The organism is Stenotrophomonas riyadhensis, assembly GCF_040256885.1.
Taxonomy (GTDB): Bacteria; Pseudomonadota; Gammaproteobacteria; order Xanthomonadales; family Xanthomonadaceae; genus Stenotrophomonas; species Stenotrophomonas riyadhensis.
In genome coordinates, this window is the sequence record NZ_CP155568.1 from 3,341,309 (window position 1) to 3,357,999 (window position 16,691).

A 16,691-nucleotide genomic window follows, 5' to 3' on the forward strand; every position below is an offset into this window, starting at 1 on the left:
CCGGAGCCGCCATGCGTCCTGCCGTCGCCCTGTTCGCCGTCGTGCTGGGCCTGCTGCCGCTGGCCACCTCCGCCGCTCCGGTGCTGACCCCACCGGATGCGGGCATCGACGGCCTGATGCAGGCCTACGATGGCCAGGTACCCGGCGCCGCCGTGCTGGTACTGCACGACGGGCAACCGGTATTCCGCCGCGGCTACGGCCTGGCGGTGGTGGAGGACGGCACCACGGTCACCGCGGCCAGCAACTTCCGGCTGGCCTCGGTCAGCAAGCAGTTCACCGCTGCGGCGGTGCTGCTGCTGGTGGAAGACGGGCGGCTCGGACTGGACCAGACCGCCCACCACTGGCTGCCCGAGTTGCCGCCGGCTGCAGCGGCCATCACGATCCGCCAGCTGCTCTCGCACACCGGTGGCCTGCTCGACTACGAAGACCTGATGGCCCCTGCCGACACCCGCCAGGTACATGACGCCGATGTGCTGACCCTGCTGTCGCACGAAGATCGCCTGAACTTCGCACCTGGCACGCAGTATCGCTACAGCAACAGCGGCTATGCATTGCTGGCACTGATCATCGGCCGCGCCTCCGGCCAGGATTTCGCGAGCTTCCTGCAGCAGCGCATCTTCCGCCCACTGGGCATGGCGCATACGGTGGCCCACCAGGATGGCGTGGACACGGTCGCCGCACGCGCCTATGGCTACAGCCAGATCGACGGTCACTGGCAGCGCACCGACCAGAGCACCACCAGCGCCGTGCTCGGTGATGGCGGCATCTATTCCTCGCTGGACGACCTGGCCCGCTGGGATGCGGCGCTGTACGACGACCGCCTGCTGTCGAAGGCCTCGCGCCGCGCGATGTTCAGCCCGGCCACGGCAACACCCGAACCGGATGTGCCGCACTACGGCTTCGGCTGGCGCCTGAATGGCCCGGTGCAATGGCACAGTGGCGAAAGCATCGGCTTCCGCAACGTGATCGTGCGCCATCCGGAGAAGCACCTGACCGTGATCGTGCTGACCAACCGCAACGACCCCGAACCCTATCCGCTGGCGCAGAAGATCGCCCAGCGCTGGCTGGACACCCTGCAATGAACACCGGTTCCGACGGCCTGCTGGGCATCCACCACGCCGCACTGATCTGCAGTGACTACGCGCGCTCGAAGGACTTCTACGTGCGCATCCTCGGCCTGCGCGTGCTGGCCGAGAACCACCGCAGCGCGCGCGACTCCTGGAAGCTGGACCTGGCCCTGCCCGATGGCGGCCAGCTGGAACTGTTCTCCTTCCCTTCCCCGCCCCCCCGGCCCAGCCGCCCGGAAGCCCAGGGCCTGCGCCACCTCGCCTTCCGAGTGGCCGCGCTGGAGCCGTTCATCCAACGCCTGGCTGCACATGGCGTGGCCTGCGAACCGATCCGCGTGGACGAATACACCGGCCGCCGCTTCACCTTCTTCGCCGACCCCGACGACCTGCCGCTGGAGCTGTACGAGGTCGGTTGAGCGTTTTTCAATCGTGATTTATCCATGCATGGCATGGATCTACGTGTCGACCAAGGTCGACACCCACCAAGAGCAGGCCGTGCCATTCCGACAGATTGCGGAGACCTGTCGAAGGCGGGGTGGGTCCGGTTGCGGGGGTGTCCGCGGCATGGATGCCGCGGCCAAGCCCCCAGGGACGGGTTTACGGCGTCCCCCGCAACCGGACCCACCCCGCCATCCCACGGAATGGTCGCTTTTGCCGTTGCCGTTGAGGTTGCCGGCCAGCGGCCGGCACTACCGTGGGTGCAGGGCGCAGCCCTGCAAAGCCCCCCTTCCCCATACCCCGCCGAATGGGTATACAGTCGACCCATACCGGCACCGTGCCGGAATGAACCCTGGGAGGGGACCATGCGCAACACCTTCAAGACCCTGCTGCTGGCACTGCCGCTGTGCCTGGCCGCCCTGTCGGCCCAGGCCGCCGACGGCGCCGCTGGCCGCTGGAAGACCATCGACGACAAGACCGGCAAGGTGAAGTCGATCGTCGAGATCACCGAGGCCGCCAACGGCACGCTGACCGGCAAGGTGGTCGACATCCTGCACTCGGACAAGGGCCCGAACCCGGTCTGCGATGGATGTGAAGGCGCCAACAAGAACAAGCCGGTGAAGGGCATGACCATCCTCTGGAACCTGAAGGCCGATGGCGCCAACAAGTGGTCCGGCGGCACCATCCTCGACCCGGCCAACGGCAAGACCTACAAGTCGAAGATGGAGCTGCAGCCGGGTGGCACCAAGCTGGACGTGTCCGGCTGCATCGCCTTCATCTGCCGCGCACAGACCTGGCAGCGCGAATAAGCGCCCCCGTCCCCGCTTGATCCCCGTGACCCGGCCCCGGCCGGGTCACGTCGTTGCGGGCATGCGATACTCTGCGGTTCCCCTCGGCTTCACCCCGCGACCATGACCCGTACCGCGCTCGTCACCACCGCCCTGCCCTACGCCAACGGCCCGCTGCATCTGGGCCACCTGGTCGGCTACATCCAGGCCGACATCTGGGTGCGTGCGCGGCGAATGAGCGGCGGCAAGGCCTGGTTCGTCTGCGCCGACGACACCCACGGCACGCCGATCATGCTGGCTGCGGAAAAGGCCGGGGTCACCCCGGAAGCCTTCATCGCCAACATCCAGGCCAGCCACGAACGTGACTTCGCCGCCTTCGGCGTGGCCTTCGACCATTACGACTCGACCAACTCGGCAGCCAACCAGGCGCTGACCGAGCAGTTCTACCTGAAGCTGGAGGCGGCCGGCCATATCAGCCGCCGTTCGGTCGCCCAGTTCTACGACCCGGCCAAGGGCATGTTCCTGCCCGACCGCTACGTCAAGGGCATCTGCCCGAACTGCGGCAGCCCCGACCAGTACGGCGACAACTGCGAAGTCTGCGGCGCCACCTATGCGCCGACCGACCTGAAGGAGCCGCGTTCGGTCATCTCCGGTGCCACGCCGGAAATGCGCGATTCGGAGCACTTCTTCTTCGAGGTGGGCCACTTCGATGCGTTCCTGCGCGAATGGCTGGCCGGCGATGTCGCCCTGCCGGGCGTGAAGGCCAAGCTCGGTGAGTGGCTCAATGCCGAAGGTGGCCTGCGCGCGTGGGACATCTCGCGCGATGCGCCGTACTTCGGTTTCCAGATTCCCGGCCAGCCGGGCAAGTACTTCTACGTCTGGCTGGATGCGCCGATCGGCTACCTGTCCAGCTTCCAGACCCTGTGCGGCAAGCTCGGCGAGGACTTCGAAGCGCACCTGCGTGCCGGCACCAGCACCGAGCTGCACCACTTCATCGGCAAGGACATCGTCAACTTCCACGGCCTGTTCTGGCCGGCGGTGCTGCACGGTACCGGCCACCGCGCGCCGACCCGCCTGCACGTCAACGGCTACCTGACCGTGGACGGCGCCAAGATGAGCAAGTCGCGTGGCACCTTCGTGATGGCCCGTACCTTCCTCGATGCCGGCCTGGAGCCGGAAGCGCTGCGCTATTACTACGCCGCCAAGTCCGGCGGCGGCGTCGACGATCTCGACCTGAACCTGGGTGACTTCATCGCCCGCGTCAACGCCGATCTGGTCGGCAAGTTCGTCAACCTGGCCAGCCGCTGCGCCGGCTTCATCAGCAAGCGCTTCGACGGCCTGTTGGCCGCGCAGCTGCCCGATGCGGCGCAATACCAGCGCTTCGTCGATGGCCTGGCGCCGATCCGTGAAGCCTACGAGCGCAATGACCCGGCCGCGGCGATCCGCCTGACCATGACCCTGGCTGACGAAGCCAACCGCTACATCGACGACGTCAAGCCGTGGGTCATCGCCAAGCAGGAAGGTGCCGACGCACAGCTGCAGGCCGTATGCAGCCAGGGCCTGAACCTGTTCCGCGTGCTGGTCACCGCACTGAAGCCGGTGCTGCCGGCCACCGCCGCGCAGGCCGAGGCCTTCCTGGCCGCGCCGGCAAACGACTGGACCGACCTGGTGCAGCCGCTGCTGGGCCACCGCATCACTGACTACACCCCGCTTTTCACCCGTATCGACCCGAAGAAGATTGACGCCATGATCGACGCCTCCAAGGACACCCTGCAGCCGGCCGCCGCTGCCGCCCCTGCCGCCAAGACCGATGCGGTCAAGCCGGCCGCACCGGCACCGGCCAAGGAAGAAGCCAAGAGCACCGACGCCCCGGCCTACATCGGCATCGACGATTTCGCCAAGCTCGACCTGCGCATCGGCAAGGTGCTGGTGTGCGAGTTCGTGGAAGGCTCGGACAAGCTGCTGCGCTTCGAACTGGACGCCGGCGAACTGGGCAAGCGCCAGATCTTCTCCGGCATCCGTGGCAGCTACGGCGAGCCGGAAGCCCTGGTCGGCCGCAGCGTGGTGTTCATCGCCAACCTGGCCCCGCGCAAGATGCGCTTCGGCCTGAGCGAAGGCATGATCCTGTCGGCCGGTTTCGACGGCGGCGCGCTGGCGCTGCTGGACGCCGACAGCGGCGCACAGCCGGGCATGCCGGTCCGCTGATGCCTGCAGCGGGCGTGGCCACCGCCACGCCCGCCGGCAGCACCGGCCACGGGGGCAACGCGATGGGAAGCAACGGAATGGAACTGGCGCTGTTCGACTTCGACCACACCGTGACCACCTGCGATACCTATGGCCGTTTCCTGCGCCGCGTGGCCACCGCCGAACAGCTGGCGCAGGCGTGGTGGAAGGTCGGCCCGTGGCTGGCCGCATACAAGCTGAAGCTGATCTCGGCCGAACGCATCCGCGCACGCGTCACCCGCCTGACCTTCAGCGACCGCCACAGCGATGACATCACCACGCTGGCGGCAGGCTTCTCGCGTGAGTTCCTGCCCGAGGTTGTGCGCCCGGAAATGCTGGAGCAGATCCGCTGGCACAAGGAACAGCAGCATACCGTGGTGATCGTGTCCGGCTCGCTGGACCTGTACCTGCGGCCGTGGTGCGAGCAGCTGGGCCTGCAGCTGATCTGCAACCGTCTGGAAAGCCAGGACGGCCGCCTGACCGGTCGTTATGCCGGAGGCGACTGCGGCCCGCGCAAGGTCGAGCACATCCGTCGCCAGTTCGATCTGTCGCGCTACGTGCGCATCCATGCCTACGGTGACAGTTCCGAAGACAAGCCGATGCTGGCGCTGGCCCACGAGCGCTGGTTCCGTGGCAAACCCCTGAAGTAACCCCCAACGCGCAGCCTTCGCCACGCATGAGCCTGATCCCGCCCCTGACCGAACGCCTCGACCGCTTGCTGCCGCAGACCCAATGCGGGCAATGCGGCTACGACGGCTGCCGCCCGTACGCGCAGGCGATGGCGCGCGGCGAGGTGGGCGTGGACCGCTGCCCACCGGGCGGCGACGCTGGCGCGCGCGCACTGGCGCAGGTACTGGGCGTGCCCGCCATTCCGTTTGATCGTTCGCGCGGCGAACACAAGGCGCCGCAGGTGGCGCTGATCGTGGAAGCCGACTGCATCGGCTGCACCAAGTGCATCCAGGCCTGCCCGGTGGATGCCATCGTCGGCGGCGCCAAGTACATGCACACGGTCATTGCCGATCTGTGCACCGGTTGCGAGCTGTGCATTCCACCGTGCCCGGTGGATTGCATCGAGATGCTGCCCCTGTAACGGGGTCTGCAGAAGGGGTCAGATCCCTTTTCCAACGGAAAAGGGATCTGACCCCGTTCAATGATTACGGCACCGCTGCCGTCACCACGATCTCGACCTTCCACTCGGCGTGGGCCAGCTTGGCTTCGAAGGTTGCGCGGGCCGGGGTCGCGCCCTCGACCACCCACTCGTCCCATGCCTTGTTCATGCCGTCGAAGTCGGCGATGTCGGCCAGGAACACTTCGGCGCGCAGCACATGCTGGCGATCACTGGCGACCAGCGCCAGCAGCTTGTCGATCTCGGCCAGCACCTGCCGGGTCTGCCCGGTAATGTCCTGGCTGGTGTCTTCCGGAATCTGGCCGGAGAGGTAGGCGACCTTGTTGTACACGGTCATTTCGGACATGCGCGGTCCGACGTCGTAACGCTCCATCATGGGCGTGGCTCCTGCGGGTGATCAGGCCTGCATTGTCCTCCAATCCGGTCAACGATGGGTGCAGGGGGAGCCTTCGCGCAGGATCACTACCGGGCTCCGACACGCCTGCTGGTCAAATGGCGGCGACAGGCGCACGATGCGCCACGCCCGCGTTGACACCGCACTCGCCCCGCCTGACGCACCCTTGCGCCGATGACACCAGCCACCGACCCCGCCACCGCTTCCTCCACCCCGGCATGGAAGCGGGTCCTCACCATCGTCGTTCCCCTGCTGATCCTCTCGCTGGCCCTGCATGGCCTGGCCAGTGAATTCGATGAGCACGGCTACCGCGCGATCCGTCAGGCGTTCCGCCACCTCAGTGCCACCCAGATCGCGCTCACCGTGGTGCTCGGTCTGGCCAGCTACGCCTGCCTGATCGGCTTCGATGCCATCGGCCTGCGACGCAGTGGCATCCGCGTGCATCCGGCGCGCATCGGCATCACCGCCTTCCTTGCGCATACGCTGGGCCAGACCGTGGGCTTTGCGGCATTGACCGGAGGCGCAGTGCGCCTGCGTGGCTACCGCAGCGCCGGCCTGGACCTGGCGCAGATCGGCCAGGTGGTGCTGATGAGCACGCTCGGCTTCGTGTTCGGTGCATGGCTGCTGATCAGTGTGGCGCTGTGCATGGAACCGGCTGCCGCAGCCTTGGCGCTGCCGCTGGATCCCAATGCGGTACGTATCGTCGGCATCGTCGCGTTGCTCGCCTACCTCGCCACGGTGCTGCTGGTCGGCCGCGATGGACGGCAGTTCAGCGTGTTCGGTCATGCGTTGTGGCTGCCCGACCGCCGCACCATGATCGGTGTCACCGTGCTCAGCGTGATCGAACTGGTGCTGGCCAGTGCCGCGTTCTATGTGCTGCTGCCGGACTCCACGCCGACCGGCCTGCCGGGCTTCGTCGGCCTGTACCTGGTGGCAGTGCTGGCCGGCCTGGTCTCGACGGTTCCCGCGGGCCTGGGCGTATTCGAATGGAGCCTGTTGAAGCTGTTGCCACAGGTGACACCGGCTGCGGTGCTGGCGGCTGCACTGATCTACCGCGTCACCTACTACGTGCTGCCGCTGGTGCTGGCCACGCTGCTCGCGCTCGCGCCGGCACTGCGTCAGCCGCTACAGGCCAGTGCCGGCGCAACCCGCGCCGGCTGGAACGCGCTGCGCCCGTGGCTGCCGCAGATCATCGCGCTGGCGGTGTTCAGCATCGGCGCCGCGCTGGTCATCGACGGCACGCTGCCGACGCCGCGCCGTCACCTGGTCAACGCCTCGCTGCCGATCCTGGAAACCTCGCACCTGATCGGCAGCCTCAGCGGTGTCGCGCTGCTGCTGATCGGCCAGGGCCTGGCCCGGCGCAGCCATGCGGCGTGGATGCTGGCGATGGCGGTGTGCGTGGTCACCCCGTTGCCGCTGTGGCTGCGTGGTGGCCAATGGCTGATCGCAGTTTCCGCAGTGCTGGCGGCGATGGCGCTGTGGGCCGCGCGCCGCGAGTTCTACCGCCAGGGCGCACTGCTGGATGAAGCCTGGTCGTGGCCGTGGCTGCGCAACCTCGGGCTGGTGCTGGTCGCGGTCACCTGGCTGCTGTTCTTCACTTACAGCCACGTCGAGTACCAGAACGAGCTGTGGTGGGAATTCGCGGTGTCCGGCAACGCGCCGCGCGCGCTGCGTGCCTTGCTGGTGGTGGCCATCGCGCTGGTGATGTTCGGCCTGGCGCGGCTGCTGCACAGCACACGCAGCCCGCTGCCGGCCGCCGATGAAGCCACGCTGCAATCGCTGGCACCGGTGCTGGCCGGCGCCACCGACACCCAGGCCTGTCTGGTGCTGACCGCCGACAAGGCCGTACTGCGCGACGAAGCGAAGCTGGGTTTCGTGATGATGCAGCGCTATGGCGGCTCGCTGATCGCAATGGGCGATCCGGTCGGCCCGCCGGACGTCGCCCGCGCATTGATCTGGCGCTTCCGCGAGGAAGCCGACCGGCTCGGCCTGCGCCCGGTGTTCTACCAGGTCGGCGAGACCTACTGGCAGACCTACCTTGACCTCGGACTGGGGCTGGTCAAGCTGGGCGAAGAGGCGATGGTGCCGCTGCACGACTTCGGCCTGGAAGGCCGCGAACGTGCCGATCTGCGCCAGGCCTGGAACCGCGGCAAGCGCAGCGGCCTGTCGTTCCGCGTGGCACAGGTGGAAGAAATTCCCAGCCTGCTGCCGCGCCTGCATGCGATTTCCAATGCCTGGCTGGAGGACAAGGCCGGCGACGAAAAGGGCTTCTCGCTGGGCAGCTACGACCCGGACTACCTGGTGCGCTTCCCGGTGGCGCTGGTCGAGGCCGAAAGCCAGATCGTGGCGTTCGCCAACCTGTGGCAGGCACCGGCCGGTGCCGAGCTGTCGGTGGACCTGATGCGCCACGTCAACGAGGCGCCGAAGGGCACGATGGACTTCCTTTTCATCGAACTGTTCCTGTGGGGCCGCGCGCAGGGCTATGCGCGCTTCTCGCTGGGCATGGCGCCGCTGTCCGGCCTTGCCCAGCATCGCCTGGCCGGTCGCTGGAACCGGTTGGCCGGCCTGCTGGCGCGGCATGGTGAACGCTTCTATGGATTCAGTGGCCTGCGCCGCTTCAAGTCGAAGTTCGACCCGCAGTGGCGACCGCGCTACCTGGCCGCACCGGGGGGCATGCACCTGCCGGCGGCGCTGCTGGATGCCACGCGCCTGATCTCGCTGGACCCGCGGCGGAATTGACGTCCCGTACCGCCGGGCATGGCCCGGCGCTACCGACCACCCAGTAGGTGTCGACCTTGGTCGACACGCTCATCCCCAAGGCGCCCTCAGCCCCAGCGCCGACCAAGGTCGGCGTCTACCAAGCGCTACGCCCCGCCCTTGAGGATCACTTCGGCCAAGCGGTCGTAATCACCATTGAAGTGGTGGTCGCCGGGCAGCTTCACCTTCTGCACGCCGTCATTGGCCGGAAGGCCCGGGCACAGCGCGTCATCGTCGTCCTGGCCGTACACGCACAGGGTCTTGCCGGCCGGGAGTCTGGCCACTTCCGGCGCGATCGGCAGGCCGTCGCCGCCACCACCCAGCCAGTTGCTGACGTGGAACTCGAAGTCGGCCTTCTTGCCTACCGACAGCAGCACGATGCGCTCCAGCGCCTCACGGGTGCCAGCGTCAAGCTGGTTGATGGTGGCCGGCAGCACGTCGGCGCCCTGCGAGAAACCGATCAGCATCACCTTGTCGCGGTGCCACTGCTGGCGGTAGTGGTCGATGATCTTCTGCAGGTCAGCAGCGAAGCCCTTCGGCGTGCGCTCGCTCCAGAAGTAGCGCAGCGAGTCGATGCCGACCACCGCCACGCCGTGCTCGTTGAGCGACGACGCCACGTCCTTGTCCAGGCCGGCCCAGCCACCGTCGCCGGAAACGAATACCGCCAGCGTGTCGCCGTTGCCGGTGGCCGGCACTTCCACCACCGGCAGGCCCTTCAGCGCGGCCGGCGGCGGTGCCAGGCTGACGCCGGCCTGCGCGCCGATCACCCGCGCCGCGGCCACCAGGCCGGGCGAGGCATCACCGCGCGCGGTGCGCTTGAACTCGCGTGCCATCGCGACCTGCTGCACGAATCGGCTGGCCTCGCCCACCTTGCAACCGTGATCACCGGCTGCACTCAACCATGGGAAGTTCAGCTCGGCGGGTTGCAGTTTGTTGCGCTTCACGCCATCGCCGCAGACCATGCGCTCGTGGTTGTGGTCGGGGCAGAAGCCGGTGGTCAGCAGGCCAGCGAACACCTGGGTGTCGGCCTGGGCCGCGAGCGAATAGGCCATCTCGGCACCTTCGCCATCACCGCCCACCAGCGGCAGGTGGTAGCCGGGCAGATGCAGGGATGCCTGCAGCCAGCGCGAGAAGTTCTCGACGTCACCGGAACCGAACGAGCAGGTCGGGTCACCCTCGCGCTTGAGCACCCCGCGCAGGTGCGCGATGTCCACCGCGGCAACCATGGCGCCGTCGGCACGCAGGGCCTCGATCGGCAGGCGGCTGGTGTCGCCACCGGCGCTGGGCTCATGGAACCAGATCACCACCCGCTGTGGCGTTCCCGACGGCATATGCACCGGAATCTGCTCGAACCGCCCATGGCTGAACTGCTGCGGGGTCACGGCCGCCGTTGCCGGCAGCGCGGCCAGCGCCAGTACCACACCCATTGCCCTGCCCAGCCCTGCACGCTTCATATCGCATCCCCGATGGAATGCGCACACGATACGCCGCCGCCGCGTGCACGGCACGTACCGGCGCAGGCCGTTGGGGATTCAGTGGGCCGTGGTTCGCCGACTGCGCCGGTACAGCGCCAGCGCCAGGTACAGCAGCCAGCCAACGATCACGACGATCACGGCCTTCTGGCCCAGCCCGCGGGGCGGACCAGCGCGCCACAGCACATGCAGCCACAGCAGCACGAACGCCAGCCAGGCCCAGGCCCAGAGCAGGCCGGCGGCGGACTGCCAGCCCGGCTCGCGGCGCAGGTACCAGGCCTGCAGCAGCATGCCGACGCTGGCGCACAGGAACGCGGTGTTGGCCGCCAGCCCATGGATGAACGGTGCCAGCAGCGGGGTTGCTTCGGGCAGCCAGCTGTCGCCGATGGCAACCGTCGCCAGGCCCAGCGCGGAAACCGTGAACAACAGCGGCGCCGCCGCACTGCGTCGCGGGCCGGTGCTGCTGCGGTACAGCGCGATGCCAAGCACCGCGATGGCCAGTGCCAGCAGGCAATAGGCCGCGCGCAACGCCAGCCCCCACGGCCCGTGCAGGTACAGGCTCAAGGTCGCCCGCACCCAGTCCAGGTCGGTGCGGGCGAACTGGGTCCATAGCGCGGTGGCCAGGAACAGCAGCAGCGCAACCAACGCCAGCATCGCCGCCGGACGCGCGCGGCTCATGGCGTCGCCTCCGGATGCCGTGTCTTCCACTCGGCCAGCGCCTTGCGATAGCGCTGCAGCTCGTCGGCATACAGGTCAAGCACGCACAGGGGGCAGCCGCTGCCGCAGCATTCGTTGGGGCCGGGCTCTTCCGGCGGCTGCGGGCGGGGATCTGGATCAGGGACGGACACGGTTGGAAGCGGCAGTCGGTGGAAACAGCTGCCAGTGTACCGGGCTGGCTCAGCGGCCCAGCTGACGGCGCAGGTTGTCGCGCGCGGCCGCATCCAGACGTTGGTGGAAGAACTCGCTAAGGAAGATCCGCGGTGCGCGCAGCAGGCCCTGCAGGAAACGGCGACGGCCGGCACGGTACAGGAAGCCCGGCACCACACCCTTGTATTCTTCGGCCACGCCACGGTCATAGGCGGCGAACACGGCTTCCGGCGCGGCCAGGATCGCCATGTCGCAGTCCAGGAACAGCGCCGCCTCGGCATCCACGTCGTCCGGCCCGAGCGCGCCATGGCGCGCGGTCAGCAGGATCAACTGCTCCACGCGGGCGGCATCGACACCGGCAAGCTCCGGTGCCTGTGCGATCGCCTGCACGGCGAGCGCTGCCGAACGTGCCTCGTTGTCCTTGCGCCCCGCCTCGTAGATCGCGTCGTGGTAGAGCACGGCCAGATAGACTTCGGCCGGCTGCTGCCAACCGGGGCCATCGGCCACCTCCTGGCAATGCTGCAGCACCGCGCGCACATGGCCGAAGTGGTGGTAGGCCCGCGGCGGCGATGCGTAACTGTCCTGCAGCGCCTGCCACTGCGCCGGTGCAAGCGTCAGCGGAGAGAAGTCCATGCCCGGATCATCCCGCCTGCGCCGACGCCCGGCAAGCTGGCGAGTTTTTCACCACACCCTCACGACGCTTGCCGGGCGGGGCCTGGGCGCGGTTGTCCACAGCTTTGTCGAGCGCTGGTCCACACCGGTTGTGGATGAACACGGCGCCGACCAGCGGTCGCTGCAGCCGGACATCCATGGGCATACACTCGCCACAGGCGGGAGCGCCCGCCGCTGCCGGGAACCGTCATGTACCGTCCTGCCGCCCACTGCCTCACCCTTTCGCTGCTGGCCTTCTGTGCTCCCGCCTTCGGCGCAGGCCAGGCACCGCCCGCCGATGTGGTGACGACCCCGACCATCACCGTGTCGGCCGCACGCGTGCCGACCCCGGAAGAAGTGTTCGCCATTCCGGCGGACCTGCGCACGATGCTCCAGAAGCAGGTGATCCAGCGCAGCTACTCACGCGGCCAGCGGCTGCAGGCGCTCGTGGAGATGATCTTCGATCAGCACGGGCTGGACCTGCAGTACGACGCCAATGCGACCTACACCGTCAGCGATATCTGGCAGCACCGCCGCGCCAACTGCCTGGCCTTCACCCTGCTGTTCGTGACGCTTGCGCGGGAGGCTGGCATCCAGGCCCGCGTGCAGGAAGTCGGGCAGGTCGTGTCCTGGTACCAGGACCAGGACGCGGGCGTGGTCTACAGCGTCGGCCACGTCAACGCCGGTGTCGACGTCGGTGGGCGTTTCGGTACAGTCGATCTGGATCGCAATGTGCTCTATGACCGCCGCGGCCCGGTTCCCGTCAGCCGTGCGCGGGCATTGGCGCACTTCTACAACAACCGGGGCGCGGAGCGCCTCGCCGACGGTGATTTCGGCGGCGCTCGTGCATTCTTCAACGCTTCCCTGGCCCAGGACAGCGGGTTCGCTCCGGTGTGGAACAACCTCGGCGTGCTCGACCACCGCGAAGGCAACAATGAGGCGGCGCGGCAGGCACTGGAACGATCGCTGCAGCTGGACAGCCGCCAGGATGCCGCACTGACCAATGCCTCCGCGCTGTTCCGCAGCCTGGGATTGACCGCGCAGGCGCAGTCACTTGAGCGCCGGTTGAAGTCGGTGCAGCGCGAAGACCCGTTCGCGCAGTACATGTTCGGCGCCAAGGCCGAACGCGCTGGCCAGCTGGATGCGGCGATCCGCTATTACCGGCAGGCCGTGCGCCTGTACGACACCGCGCATCAGTTCCACTTCGGGCTGGCGCGGGTCTATTTCCTGGCGGGCCAGCTCAAGCGCGCCGATCGCGAACTGCTGCGTGCACAGGAACTGGGTGGCGCGCCGGAGCAGGCGCGCTACCAGGCCAAGCTGGACAGCCTGGCCCGCTGGCGTGCGCAGCAGCAGGCCAAGCGCTGAAGGCGATCAGGCCTTCTTGAGGAAGCAGGTCTTCAGGACCAGGCCCTTGATCTTGTCCGAGTTGCCTTCGATGTGCTCGGCATCGTCCTCGACCAGGCGGATGTTGCGGATCACGGTGCCCTGCTTGAGCGGGATCGAGGAGCCCTTGACCTTCAGGTCCTTGATCACGGTGACGGTGTCGCCGGTCTGCAGGGTATTGCCGTTGCTGTCACGCACGACCAGGGTGGAACCGGCGCTTTCCTCAGCGGTCCATTCGAAACCGCAGTCGGCGCAGATCCACAGCGCGCCATCGGCATAGGTGTTTTCCAGGGTGCACTGCGGGCAGGCGGGAACAGAAGACATCAGCAAGTACCTCAAAGTGAATCAACAGCGGCCATTGTAACCGCCCAGCCCTTCCCCCCTCTTTTCGGGGGTGGTGCCCGGGAAACTCCTTGACGCGTTCCACACCGGCAAGCGACGGGAACTTGCAGTCGGCGACGAACTGCAGCAGAGTGCGCGGCCCCTGATCGCCCCCGGAACCCCCCATGCGCCTCGGCATCGACTTCGGTACCAGCAACTCCGCCGCCGCCATCGTGCATGAGGGGAAACTGCTGCCGATCCGCTTCGGCGACGCCGAGCAGTTCCGCACCAGCGTGTACTTCCCCGGCGTGGTGCCCGACCCGGACGACTTCCAGCTCGACGCCAGCCAGGAACACGAGCTGCAGCAGATGATCGACAGCGCCGCGCGCGCGGCGCGCGCCGCCGGCCAGGAACGCACGCCGCAGGCGCTGCGCCGCGAGGCCCTGCGCGCACTGCGCCGGGAATGGATGGAAGCCCGCGCAGGCAAGGAGCGCAGCGCCAGTGACCTGCTGCAGAACGCGGTCTACGGCGACGACGCGCTGGAAGCCTATTTCGAGGAACACGAAGGCAACCTGGTGCAGAGCCCGAAGTCGATGCTGGGCTACAACCTGCACCCGCGCGCGAAGCAGACCATCACCGGCATCGCCGCGCACATCCTCGAGCACATCCGCCTGACCGCCAGCGCCCAGCTTGGCCAGCCGCTGCGTGCCGCCCTGCTCGGCCGCCCGGTGCAGTTCCGCAGCTCGATCGGCGCGGCCGGCAACGACCAGGCGCTGGACATCCTGCGAGAAGCCGCCACCCAGGCCGGTTTCGACCAGATTGATTTCCTCGAGGAACCGGCCGCGGCGGCCATGCATTACCACGCCGAAAGCCGCGAGCGGCACCAGGCCGTGATCGTCGACATCGGCGGCGGCACCACCGACATCGCGCATGCCGAAGTCGGCGGCGACGACGCCCCGCGTATCCATCGCGCCTGGGGTATCGCCCGCGGCGGTAGCGACATCGATCTGGCGCTGAGCCTGTCCAGCTACATGCCGCTGTTCGGCCGCGGCGTCACCCGCGTGCCCGCCCACCACTATGTGGAAGCCGCCACCGTGCAGGACATGACGCGCCAGCGCGACTTCCGCCAGCACAAATACGATCACGTCGACGACCCGTGGGGCGCACGCCTGCAGGCCCTGCAGGACACCGGCAACACCGCCCGCCTGTACCGTGACGTCGAACGCGCCAAGATCGCCCTCAGCGCCGCCGGCGAACACCGCAGCACGCTGGACTACATCGCCCGCGACCTGCATGCCGACAGCAGCGCCGACGGCCTGGCCGCCGCCGCCCATGGCTACCTGGAGCAGATCCGTGAACTGCTTGCCCAGGTCCGCAGCGACATCGGCGGCGACCCGGACGCGGTGTTCCTGACCGGCGGCATGTCCCGTGCCGGTTACCTGCGCCAAGCCGTGGCGGAGGCCTTCCCGGGGGCCCGCATGGTCCACGGCGAGCCCTCGCTGGGCGTGGTCCAGGGCCTTGCGCTGGCGGCAGCCAGCCAGGATTAACAAAACGTTACGCGGTCTAAGTTACTCTTGGTCGGCTAGAACCCCGCTGCACCTTCCACCGGCCACGCCGGTGTGTGTCCACGGTACAGCCTGGCCCGCCCTGCGGGCCTAGCGGCCATGCCTTCCTGGCTCGTTCATGGTCCGCGCAGCACCTGAGCCGCCATCGAGACCCGCTTTGGGCACCCGCCAGGCCCCCGTGGCCTTACAACCTGACGCAGCACCTGCACCCATCGACTGCCGCCGTTGTGACGCGGTCTGTTGCCGGCTGCCCGTGCTGCTGCAGCCCGGCGACCACGTGCCTGGCCAGTTCCTTGCCCGCGACGCCCACGGCCGTGCCGTGATGGCGCGCAACGAGGAAGGCTGGTGCGCGGCGATCGATCCCTATCACCTGCGCTGCACGATCTATTCGCAGCGCCCGGCGATCTGCCGCCAGTTTTCGATGGGCGGCGATGACTGCCGCCGCGAGCGGCAGGACTACCTGCGCCAGGCCGACGCCTGGGCGCTTTCCTCCCCTTCCACCTGACAGGAGCAACCATGCCCCGCAAGGCAAAGACCCCCGCGAAGGCCAGCAACAGCATCCGCAGCGAACGCAAGGGCGCGGCCGCCAGCACCGTGGTCAGCAGCGATTCGATCGCTTCGGACCTGGCAGCGTTCCGCAAGGCCGGTGGCAAGATCGAAGTCCTCGGCACCACCTGGGCGCTGAAGAAAGCCAGCTGACCCAGCACCGACCGCGGCGGCGCTGCCGCCGCGGCCTGCCGGATCGTGCTCAGCGATCCAGGCGCACCCGCACGCTGCCCGAGTGCGACTGGATGCGGATGTCACCGTCGCCGCCGCCCAGCCGCGTATCGAGGTTGCTGCCCGGCCCATAGCGCGGCCGCTCCACCTGCCCGGCATCGCTGTTGATCGACCCGCTGAAGCTGTTCACTGACAGCTGCGCCGACACCGTGCGCGGCAGGCTCAGCGTGACCGACGCACTCACCGATTCGACATTGATGCGGCCCCCCGGCGCCAGCCCGGCCGCGGACAGGTCGATACTGCCCGATACGGTTTCCACCGCCAGCCGTTGCACGCGCCCGGCGTCGACCTCGACCCGGCCCGACACCGTCTGTGCACCGATATCGCCGGACACGCCGCCGCCGGCCTCGATGCGGCCACTGACCGTGTTCACATCCAGCTTCGGCGTCTGCAGGCGTGCGCTGACGCTGCCGCTGACCGTGTTGAGCTTGCTGTCACCACTGCGTCCGGCGGCGCTCAGGCTGCCGCTGACCGAGTCGGCCTGGAGCCGTCGCACATCGATGCCGCTGATGTCCTGGTTCGCGCTGACCGTGCTCAGCAGCAGTTCCACCGAGCGCGGCACGTTCAGCACCAGCGTGGCCCCACCGTTGTTGTTGCGGCGCGGGTATTCGATCTCCCAGCGCACGCGGTTGGCGCTCTTCTCCTGGCGCAGCTGCAGGCCATCGCTGAGCGTGCCGGTCAGCTGCACATCGTTGCGGTCCCAGCCACGCACGGTCACCTTGCCAGCCACGTTGCTCAGCTCGATGCGGCCACCGGCGGCCAGGTTGTGGCGCTCGTCGATCTGGGTGTCAGCCAGGGCCACTGCCGGCAGCAGCAACAGCGCGGCGCAGCAGGTCATCAGGGTTCGTGTCATCGGGGGTCT

The 16,691-nt window shown here is 68.2% G+C and carries 18 protein-coding genes; 11 read left to right on the top strand and 7 right to left on the bottom strand.

Translation table 11 applies throughout. The features are described 5' to 3' along the window. The first annotated feature begins 11 nt into the window (after window positions 1-11). The 6 genes from SriyCCGPB3_RS15605 to rnfB all read left to right on the top strand — a co-directional run bounded on the left by SriyCCGPB3_RS15605 (window position 12) and on the right by rnfB (window position 5,606). A complete protein-coding gene (locus SriyCCGPB3_RS15605) occupies window positions 12-1,082 on the top strand; it encodes a serine hydrolase domain-containing protein (protein WP_153855787.1) in 1,071 nt (356 codons plus the stop codon). Further along, window positions 1,079-1,483: an SMU1112c/YaeR family gloxylase I-like metalloprotein gene (gene gloA2 / locus SriyCCGPB3_RS15610; RefSeq protein WP_153855786.1), complete on the top strand. Its 405-nt coding sequence runs from the start codon at window positions 1,079-1,081 to the stop codon at window positions 1,481-1,483. The genes SriyCCGPB3_RS15605 and gloA2 overlap by 4 nt, the downstream gene beginning before the upstream one ends. A 387-nt stretch (window positions 1,484-1,870) precedes the next feature. Beyond that, complete coding sequence (locus tag SriyCCGPB3_RS15615; protein WP_014038046.1) at window positions 1,871-2,314, top strand: DUF2147 domain-containing protein; 444 nt, start codon at window positions 1,871-1,873, stop codon at window positions 2,312-2,314. Window positions 2,315-2,416: 102 nt separating this feature from the next. After that, the gene (gene metG / locus SriyCCGPB3_RS15620; RefSeq protein ID WP_153855785.1) at window positions 2,417-4,498 is read left to right on the top strand and encodes a methionine--tRNA ligase; all 2,082 of its coding nucleotides are present in this window, start codon (window positions 2,417-2,419) and stop codon (window positions 4,496-4,498) included. Window positions 4,499-4,575: 77 nt separating this feature from the next. Next, window positions 4,576-5,166, top strand: coding sequence for an HAD family hydrolase (locus SriyCCGPB3_RS15625; RefSeq protein ID WP_075677000.1), 591 nt, complete (start codon window positions 4,576-4,578; stop codon window positions 5,164-5,166). Between the two features lie 26 nt (window positions 5,167-5,192). Then, on the top strand, window positions 5,193-5,606 hold the full coding sequence (gene rnfB, locus SriyCCGPB3_RS15630; RefSeq protein WP_110713085.1) for an Rnf electron transport complex subunit RnfB: 414 nt from the start codon (window positions 5,193-5,195) through the stop codon (window positions 5,604-5,606). A gap of 64 nt (window positions 5,607-5,670) precedes the next feature. On the opposite strand, the gene SriyCCGPB3_RS15635 is transcribed toward rnfB, so the two are convergent. Next, the gene (locus tag SriyCCGPB3_RS15635) at window positions 5,671-6,018 is read right to left on the bottom strand and encodes a RidA family protein (RefSeq protein ID WP_005418155.1); all 348 of its coding nucleotides are present in this window, start codon (window positions 6,016-6,018) and stop codon (window positions 5,671-5,673) included. A 192-nt stretch (window positions 6,019-6,210) separates the two neighbouring features. On the opposite strand from SriyCCGPB3_RS15635, the gene mprF reads away from it, so the two are divergent. Continuing rightward, window positions 6,211-8,775, top strand: coding sequence for a bifunctional lysylphosphatidylglycerol flippase/synthetase MprF (gene mprF / locus SriyCCGPB3_RS15640; RefSeq protein WP_350259479.1), 2,565 nt, complete (start codon window positions 6,211-6,213; stop codon window positions 8,773-8,775). A gap of 125 nt (window positions 8,776-8,900) precedes the next feature. On the opposite strand, the gene SriyCCGPB3_RS15645 is transcribed toward mprF, so the two are convergent. The 4 genes from SriyCCGPB3_RS15645 to SriyCCGPB3_RS15660 all read right to left on the bottom strand — a co-directional run bounded on the left by SriyCCGPB3_RS15645 (window position 8,901) and on the right by SriyCCGPB3_RS15660 (window position 11,765). Continuing rightward, a complete protein-coding gene (locus SriyCCGPB3_RS15645; RefSeq protein ID WP_275425333.1) occupies window positions 8,901-10,247 on the bottom strand; it encodes a virulence factor family protein in 1,347 nt (448 codons plus the stop codon). Window positions 10,248-10,325: 78 nt separating this feature from the next. After that, complete coding sequence (locus SriyCCGPB3_RS15650) at window positions 10,326-10,943, bottom strand: DUF998 domain-containing protein (RefSeq protein WP_110713090.1); 618 nt, start codon at window positions 10,941-10,943, stop codon at window positions 10,326-10,328. Continuing rightward, on the bottom strand, window positions 10,940-11,128 hold the full coding sequence (locus SriyCCGPB3_RS15655) for an oxidoreductase-like domain-containing protein (RefSeq protein ID WP_350260380.1): 189 nt from the start codon (window positions 11,126-11,128) through the stop codon (window positions 10,940-10,942). Before SriyCCGPB3_RS15655 ends, SriyCCGPB3_RS15650 begins: the two co-directional genes overlap by 4 nt. A gap of 34 nt (window positions 11,129-11,162) precedes the next feature. Beyond that, complete coding sequence (locus tag SriyCCGPB3_RS15660; RefSeq protein WP_110713091.1) at window positions 11,163-11,765, bottom strand: HD domain-containing protein; 603 nt, start codon at window positions 11,763-11,765, stop codon at window positions 11,163-11,165. 228 nt (window positions 11,766-11,993) lie between these two features. On the opposite strand from SriyCCGPB3_RS15660, the gene SriyCCGPB3_RS15665 reads away from it, so the two are divergent. After that, window positions 11,994-13,148: a tetratricopeptide repeat protein gene (locus tag SriyCCGPB3_RS15665; protein ID WP_164162057.1), complete on the top strand. Its 1,155-nt coding sequence runs from the start codon at window positions 11,994-11,996 to the stop codon at window positions 13,146-13,148. A 6-nt stretch (window positions 13,149-13,154) separates the two neighbouring features. Here SriyCCGPB3_RS15665 and SriyCCGPB3_RS15670 read toward each other — a convergent pair whose 3' ends face one another. Beyond that, window positions 13,155-13,490, bottom strand: a complete 336-nt coding sequence (locus SriyCCGPB3_RS15670; RefSeq protein WP_088026733.1) for a zinc ribbon domain-containing protein YjdM — start codon at window positions 13,488-13,490, stop codon at window positions 13,155-13,157. Between the two features lie 182 nt (window positions 13,491-13,672). On the opposite strand from SriyCCGPB3_RS15670, the gene SriyCCGPB3_RS15675 reads away from it, so the two are divergent. From SriyCCGPB3_RS15675 to SriyCCGPB3_RS15685, 3 genes are all read left to right on the top strand, one after another. Then, window positions 13,673-15,034, top strand: coding sequence for an Hsp70 family protein (locus SriyCCGPB3_RS15675; protein ID WP_350259480.1), 1,362 nt, complete (start codon window positions 13,673-13,675; stop codon window positions 15,032-15,034). A gap of 271 nt (window positions 15,035-15,305) precedes the next feature. Further along, on the top strand, window positions 15,306-15,557 hold the full coding sequence (locus SriyCCGPB3_RS15680; RefSeq protein ID WP_239496494.1) for a YkgJ family cysteine cluster protein: 252 nt from the start codon (window positions 15,306-15,308) through the stop codon (window positions 15,555-15,557). 11 nt (window positions 15,558-15,568) lie between these two features. After that, window positions 15,569-15,751: a hypothetical protein gene (locus SriyCCGPB3_RS15685; protein WP_005410566.1), complete on the top strand. Its 183-nt coding sequence runs from the start codon at window positions 15,569-15,571 to the stop codon at window positions 15,749-15,751. Window positions 15,752-15,800: 49 nt separating this feature from the next. On the opposite strand, the gene SriyCCGPB3_RS15690 is transcribed toward SriyCCGPB3_RS15685, so the two are convergent. Further along, window positions 15,801-16,682 (bottom strand): DUF4097 family beta strand repeat-containing protein, encoded by an 882-nt coding sequence (locus SriyCCGPB3_RS15690; protein WP_110713096.1) that lies wholly within the window; start codon window positions 16,680-16,682, stop codon window positions 15,801-15,803. Window positions 16,683-16,691 lie beyond the last annotated feature (9 nt).